This is a genomic window from Longimicrobiaceae bacterium (assembly GCA_035696245.1).
Lineage (GTDB): Bacteria > Gemmatimonadota > Gemmatimonadetes > Longimicrobiales > Longimicrobiaceae > DASRQW01.
The window spans coordinates 1-6,607 of record DASRQW010000449.1; the positions used below are offsets into that span (position 1 = coordinate 1).

At 70.0% G+C, this 6,607-nt stretch carries 6 protein-coding genes; 4 read left to right on the forward strand and 2 right to left on the reverse strand.

The window, feature by feature from the left end; all coding sequences use genetic code 11:
* The coding region (locus tag VFE05_20150; protein HET6232398.1) for a CHAT domain-containing protein at positions 1-684 on the forward strand (684 nt) is incomplete at its 5' end.
* Between the two features lie 44 nt (positions 685-728).
* Here VFE05_20150 and VFE05_20155 read toward each other — a convergent pair.
* Together VFE05_20155 and VFE05_20160 are read right to left on the reverse strand one after the other, a co-directional pair.
* Entirely contained in the window at positions 729-1,778 is a 1,050-nt protein-coding gene (locus VFE05_20155) for a hypothetical protein (protein ID HET6232399.1), read from the reverse strand.
* Positions 1,762-2,547 carry a sigma-70 family RNA polymerase sigma factor gene (locus tag VFE05_20160; protein HET6232400.1) on the reverse strand — a complete coding sequence of 262 codons (786 nt, stop codon included), beginning with the start codon at positions 2,545-2,547 and terminating at the stop codon, positions 1,762-1,764. The genes VFE05_20155 and VFE05_20160 overlap by 17 nt, the downstream gene beginning before the upstream one ends.
* 237 nt (positions 2,548-2,784) lie before the next feature.
* Between VFE05_20160 and VFE05_20165 the strand changes: the two genes are divergently transcribed.
* The 3 genes from VFE05_20165 (at position 2,785) to VFE05_20175 (ending at position 6,391) form a co-directional block, all read left to right on the forward strand.
* Complete coding sequence (locus tag VFE05_20165) at positions 2,785-3,618, forward strand: hypothetical protein (GenBank protein HET6232401.1); 834 nt, start codon at positions 2,785-2,787, stop codon at positions 3,616-3,618.
* A gap of 66 nt (positions 3,619-3,684) precedes the next feature.
* Positions 3,685-4,533: a caspase family protein gene (locus VFE05_20170; protein HET6232402.1), complete on the forward strand. Its 849-nt coding sequence runs from the start codon at positions 3,685-3,687 to the stop codon at positions 4,531-4,533.
* A gap of 250 nt (positions 4,534-4,783) precedes the next feature.
* On the forward strand, positions 4,784-6,391 hold the full coding sequence (locus tag VFE05_20175) for a CHAT domain-containing protein (GenBank protein ID HET6232403.1): 1,608 nt from the start codon (positions 4,784-4,786) through the stop codon (positions 6,389-6,391).
* The last annotated feature ends 216 nt before the right edge of the window (positions 6,392-6,607 follow it).

Sequence of the window (6,607 nt, forward strand, 5' to 3'; positions counted from 1 at the left end):
GACCACTCGCTGCGCTTCGCCTCCAGCCTGGCCGACGCGAGCCGCCCGGCACCCGCACGCACCGGCGAGGACACGGCGCTGCTCATCGCCGATCCCGCGTTCGACGCCCTCCACAGCCCGGAGCTGCCCCGGCTTCGAGGCGCGCGCGCGGAGGTGGAGGCGCTTCGTGCGCTCTATCCGAACCCTAGGAACGTGGTGCTCTCCGGCACCGGCGCCACCCGCGCCGCGGTGGCCGCGGATGCGCAACGGGCGACCGTGATCCACTACGCGGGCCACGCGGTGTTCAACGACGCGGTGCCCGGGCAGTCGTACCTGGTGCTCGCCGGAAGCGGGGTAACCGGCGAACTGTCCGCGGATTCCATAAGCAAGATGCACCTGCCCCGGCTGCGGCTCGTGGTCCTCTCCGCCTGCCGTACGCTGCCCTCGCGCGGGGGCCGCTCCGGCGGGTTCGCGGGGCTCTCCGGCGCGCTGCTGGCCGCGGGCGCGGGAGGGGTGGTGGGGAGCGTGTGGAACGTGGACGACAGCCTCGCGCAGCCGCTGATGCTGGATTTCCACCGCAAATATCTTCGCTCCGGCAACGCGGCCGAGGCGCTGAGGGAGGCGCAGCTAAGCCTGCTGCGCTCGCGCGACCTCGCGATGCGGTCCCCCGCGGTCTGGGCCGGGTTCCGCTACGCGGGCAGGTGATGGAGATTCGGAGGGTTGCCGAGCACCGAACGTGATTCGTCCTCTCAGCCCCGGAATGGTCGAACCGTCGCGAGCTCGAGTTGGAGCGTGTTCAGAGCTTTCTCGAGTGCGTTCCAGTCAGGCGCCTCCGCATCCGCGGCGGCGCGGACGCGGTCCAGGGCTGCGCGCGCGTCGCCTTGGGTGAGATCACGGGCACTCCGCAGGATCGTGCGGCTCTCATCGGCGCGGAAGAACGCGACATCCCGCCGGTGCGCGGCCAGGAGCGCCGCCTCGGTCCACGCGCCGAGCTGCAGGTAGGGCCTGCCGAACCGGTTTGCAAGCCGGTCCGTAGCCCGCTGCAGCAGCGGGGCGAGGGAGTCGTACGGCGCGTCGGGTCGGTTCGCGATCTGGTGAAGCGGGGTGCTGCGCCCGCTTCCGGGCTCGAAGCGCGCCGCTGCCTGCGTGGCCAGCAAGCGCGTGGTGTCCGTGTCTCCCGAGCGCGCCGCCACTGCCAAGTCCACCAGCAGTGCCCCTGCCCGTACGGCTCGGGCGTTCCGCTCCTCCGGTGTCGCCGGCGGAGAAGCGTCGCCGCCACGTATTGCGCCCCACCGCTCTGCTCCTGGCCACTCCGCCGGCAGCCCGCGTCCGGACTGCTCCAGGCGCATGGCCAGTTGCACCGGATCGTTCGCGCCGGACGCGCGTGCGCGCGGCAGCAACAGGAACGCGAGCGCCAGCGCGACCACTCCCGCGGGAAGTGCCGCCCATCGCCCGGAGCGGCGCCATCCCCGCGTGCGCACGCTCGGCGGAAGCGAGGGAGAAAGGGCGGGCGCGGGCGCCTCCGCCTGCGCATCCACCGCGCCTGCTTCCTCCTCTTCGAGCTCCCGGAGGACGGCCGCCGAGTCGGTGAACACCTCGTAGTCTTCGCCCGCCGTGGAGAGCTGCGCCAGCAGCTCGCGGCGCTCGGCGTCGCCCAGCCGGCCGTCGAGCAGGGCGGCAAGACGCTCGTCATCTATCTTGGGATCGTTCACCAGTGGCCTCCTGACGTGGGCGCTGCCCCATCTCGTTTGACGGACACCGTTCGGGACAATTCGCGCTCGCTCATCGATCCTCTTCATCCCCCAGCATGTCGCGCACGTCTTCGCCGCGCACTCCGCCGTTCTCCAGATATTCGCGGAGCTGCTTGAGCAGCCGCTCCACCCGCCGGTAGAGCGGCTTCTGTTCCAGGCGCAGCGCGCGGGCCACGTCGGCGAGCGTGTAGCCGTCCACCAGATGCATCCGCACGATCATCTGGTCCTCGGGCTCCAGCCGGTCCATGGCGCGGCGCAGTGCCTCGTTGATCTCATCCCGCCGTTCCCCCGCCTCCGCCGCGGCGAGCCCCCCGTCGGCCCCGGACCGGTCAGGCGCTACGTCGAGAGCGACGTCCGACGTCACCTCCACGACCCGCATGGGCGGCCGGGCGGGCAGGGATGCCAGCAGGCGGGCGAGCTGGGCGTCGGACAGGGTGGTGCGACCGCCGGTGCGCAGCTTCTCGGCCGCCTGTGACAGGGTGTACCCGTCGCGGTGAACGAGCGCCTCCAGCTCCGGCGCCGGCGGCCCCATGCGCGCCGCCATCGCCGAGGGGCGCCACCGCCCCAGCCGCCCGCGCCAGTAGTCGTGGAACCGCCGTGTGATCACGGTGGTGAGGTACGTCCTCAGCAGGCTCTCACCGCGGTAGTTGCCGATGACGGCGTAGTCGTCCTTAATCAGCTCGATCTTGATCCAGGCCGCGAAGTCCTCCGCGTCGCTTTCCGGCACGCCTTTGTGGCGGCAGAGCCTGGCGGCGACCTTCTCGATCCAATCGAGGTGCTCCAGAAAGAGAGCCTCATTTTTCTGACGGTCAAGCATCCGGAACCGGGAGCGAGGGACACCGAAGAGGCCGGAAATGATACCAAAGTACCCGCTCGCACCACGCATCGACAGGGGAACGTGCGCACCCGCGCGTGGAGCTTCGAATCCCCGCGGATGCGAAAAAGCGACGGCGCCGTCCGACTAGTAGCGATGCGGGACAGACACGACGCTCGCGCCGGCCGCCCACGAGGGGCGCCGCGACGGGGCGCCGCCCTTCACGGCAACGGAGCTCACATGGCCTTCACCCTCCGCATCACCTTCTCGGGGCTCTGCCTCTTCGTCCCCGAGCGCGCCGCCCCCGGCGACACCCAGGGCCGGATGCACGTGCTGATGCCCGGCATGTTCGGGCACCACCACGGTCCGGCGGACCGCCACATCCCCGTGCTCGCCTACGACTCGGGGTACCTCGTGGAAGGCGGTTCGCTGAACGACGTCACGGCGGTGGCGTCGCTCACCGGCCACACGCTCACCTTCGGGGACGGCGCAGACGCCGAGCTCAGGCTGTGCAGCCAGATCGTGAACCTGCGCGAGGTCACGGACCGTCCGGTGCACCCCGACCACCTGGCCGACGACACGCAGAAGAAGCTCGTCTCGCGCGTCACGCTGGGGGCGGGGGCGATGACGCGGGTGTCGCCGGGCGTGTGCTGGGAGTGGGGCCCCGGCGAGTTCCGGCCCATCGCTCACCGCGCGGAGTGGGAGATCCCGGACTTCCCGGGGGACCGGCTCGTCCTAGCCGCGGTGCCGTTCGGGGGTGGGGGTGCGTCCCGGGCGCTGGGCACCCTCTTCCCGGTGGACGGCTTGCTGAGCCTGGACGTGCTGCACGAGACGCAGGCCGACCTCCCCCCGGAGCCGCTGCCCCTGGAGCACCAGCACCCGCCCATGCCCGGCGAGTCCCCGATGCACTTCTCGGCGTACTTCGGCGTCTTCGGCGGCCCCGTGCCCATGCGCTTGCCGCGGTACTGGGGCAGTCTGGAGGAGTGCCCCGACCTTTCCGGCGGGTGCCCGTCCATCCCGCCGTCCATGGGCGGAACGCCGTTCAAGTGCCTGCTGGCGGGCAACGACCCCTGATCGATTTTAGTACGCCCGCCGCGATGCCGCGGCGGGCGATCCATTCCACCCACCGAGCGTGCGCCCATGTCTCGTGCCGCATCCATCCACATCGGCGTCAACCAGCCGTGCGAACGGTCGCCCGGCCAGCGGCTGCGGCACAGCGAGGACACGGCCTGGAAGATGGCGGGGCTGGCGCAGCAGGCCGGCTACCGCTCCATAACCGTGCTCCAGGGTGCCGAAGCCACCCGCCAGGCCGTTCACGACGCCCTCGCCCGCGCCGCGACGACGCTGGCGAGCGGCGACACCCTGTTGGTCTCCTTCTCCGGCCACGGCACCCGCCGGCGGGACCTGATGGTGGACAAGGACGAGCGGGACGACTGCGACGAGGCGTGGTGCCTCTCCGATTCCGTGCTCGTGGACGACCAGGTGGTGGGATACTGGCGGCTGTTCGACGCAGGCGTCCGCATCGTGGCGGTGACGGAGAGCTGCTACGGCGGGGGGATGGGCCGCGACTGGGACCGCCCGGTGCCCCAAGGGAGCGCGACGGCGGCGCTGGGCAGCCCCGGCATTGTCTACCGCGGCTCGCCGCCTGGCGAGGTGGCGCCAGCGGACCCGTGGGCGCCCTGCATCGCCGCGGCGCCGCGGCATGCGGACGGGATCGGCGCCAGCCTGCTGCTTCTCTCCGCCTGCGGGGAGCACCAGGTTGCACGCGACGGGCTGTTCTCCAAGCACCTGCTGGACATCTGGAGCGACGGCGCGTTCGGCGGGAGCTACTGCGAGCTGTACCGGCAGGTGCACCAGCGCGTGGCGACGCAGGCGTGCGGGCAGCAGCCTCGCATCTCGATGTTCGGCGCACCGGATCACCGGTTCTCCATCGAGCCCGCCTTCCATGTGCATCCGTGGGCCGCCGGTCGCACGACCGTATACCGCTGAGCTGCCGCGACGGGCGCACCTGCGGAGTTCGACGGCTCGCTTCGGCTCGGGAGGCCGGTGCTGGCAGGCCTGGCGGCTTGCAGAACGCTCGTGGACTGGCGAGCTTGCGAACGGCCGCAAGGCACTCCGCATACCCGTCCGCTGGTCCCCGTCTCGCGCTCTCCTCCTCCTTGATTCGTGCTTCCTCTCCTCCGCTCCCGCGGTGGGAACGTTGGAAGGACGCGGAACTCGTTGTACTCCATCGCCCATCATGAGCAACGTCCAAGTCCTCTTCTTCGCCGCCGACCCGGTTTCCGCCACGCCCGGCGCTCAGACGCTTCCCCTAGCCCTGGCCGAGGACATACGGGAGATCCGCGAGCGGGTGCGCGCGGCGGATTATCCTGACGCGTTGAAGTTCGATTACCGTCTTGCCGCGAGGTCGGAAGACCTGCGGCAGGCGTTGAACGAAACGCGTCCGAAGGTGGTTCACTTCAGCGGGCACGGCACGAGCGAGGGCCTGGTGCTGGTCGGGCGCGACGGTGCTCCGCATCTCGTTCGCGCAAAGGCGCTCAGGCAGCTGTTCGAAGCCTTTCCGCGAGAGATCCGGCTGGTGGTGCTGAACGCGTGCCTTTCCCACCCCCAGGCGAAGGCGATCGCCGACGTGGTGGGCTGTGCAATCGGGACGCGGCGCGAGATCTCCGACGAGGCCGCCATCACGTTCGGTTCGTCGCTCTACAGCGCCATCGCGTTCGGTCACTCCGTCCAGGTCGCGTTCGAGCAGGCGTGTGCGGCGCTGGCCATGGATCATCCCGGGGAAGAGGATTGCCCGGCGATCGTGTCCGCCCCCGACGTCGATCCCGGGGCGCTGATCCTGGTTCCTCCCCCCGGCGCTGAAGAGCCCGAGGACTGGCAGGACGTGGGATGGGTGAGAGCGATGCTCCCTTTTCTGCTCGTGGGGATGGCGGGCGTCTCGGCCGTGAAGATCGCCGAACCGATCTTTCCGCTGGCCTGGCAGCCAGAGTGCGGATGGAGCCTCGGAGATGTGGCCTCGCGCACGCAGCAGGCGGCTCACCCGGCCACGAGAGGTGAAGTGGCGGGGGGCCACTCGAGCTTCGCAGCGGCAATGGCCCTGCGCGCGCAGGGGAAACACGCGGCGGCCCTCCCCCTGTTCCGGCAAGCGGCAGAGGCCGGAGACTCCGCTGCCATGGGCTATCTGGGTGTGGCCCTGCTCAATGGCGACGGAATCCCCGAACCACAAATCGACTCCGGGATCGACTGGATCCAAAAGGCAGCTTACAAGCACGATCCATACGCGATGACGATGTACGCCAAAGTGTGGCGGGAGGGAATGGGGGGAAGACAACAGAGCCTGCGTCGTGCGCTGGAATGGTATGACAAGGCAGTTAGGGCAGAATGGCCGGACGCAATGCTTGAGCTCGCCGACATATATCGTGACCGCGGCTACTACAGGGCCGCCGTCAAGAACTATCGGTATGCGGTGCAGGCGGGGTCCGTGGACGCACTTGTCGGTGCCGGACGCATGTACGCGGACGGTCTGGGAGTGGAGCGATACCCCAGGGAGGCGGTATGCCTGTACAGCATCGCCGCGGAGGCCAAATCCTCAGCGGCGATGTACGAGCTGGGACGGAGCTACCAGGAAGGCAGTGGTGTTCGCCGCGATCTGGACGTTGCGATGAGCTGGTATCTCCAGGCCAGCAAAGGCGGCGTCCCGGACGCCACGGACGCGGTGGGTGCCCTGTACCTGGACGGCTTGGGTGTGAAGCGCGACAGCGCCGCGGCGATCCGCTGGTTCCGCCGGGCACAGCGCGAAGGATCGCTGGTCGCGGCCGCTCACCTCCAAGAGCTGGGAGTTGAGTGAGCAGCTCGGTGGCCGCTTCCCCGCGCGGGAGCGAGCGATGATCTCTGGATCCCATGCGCCTGATGCGCATCCGCGGAAGCAGTGTGTCGGATGGCCGTGCGGGCGGCGGTGGTTCCCTGCATGTCGATTCGCGGCAGGGTTACGGCGAGGAGGTCATCCACCAGTTCGTCGTGCGCGGGGCTGTCGCCTGGTCGGGCCAGGCGAGCGCCGACGGAT

What these genes read in the sequence shown, in the direction of transcription:
- VFE05_20170 (HET6232402.1), top strand. Translation starts at nt 3,685, where the DNA reads ATGTCTCGTGCCGCATCCATCCACATCGGCGTCAACCAGCCGTGCGAA.
- VFE05_20160 (HET6232400.1), bottom strand. Translation starts at nt 2,547, where the DNA reads ATGCTTGACCGTCAGAAAAATGAGGCTCTCTTTCTGGAGCACCTCGAT.
- VFE05_20165 (HET6232401.1), top strand. Translation starts at nt 2,785, where the DNA reads ATGGCCTTCACCCTCCGCATCACCTTCTCGGGGCTCTGCCTCTTCGTC.
- VFE05_20175 (HET6232403.1), top strand. Translation starts at nt 4,784, where the DNA reads ATGAGCAACGTCCAAGTCCTCTTCTTCGCCGCCGACCCGGTTTCCGCC.
- VFE05_20155 (HET6232399.1), bottom strand. Translation starts at nt 1,778, where the DNA reads ATGAAGAGGATCGATGAGCGAGCGCGAATTGTCCCGAACGGTGTCCGT.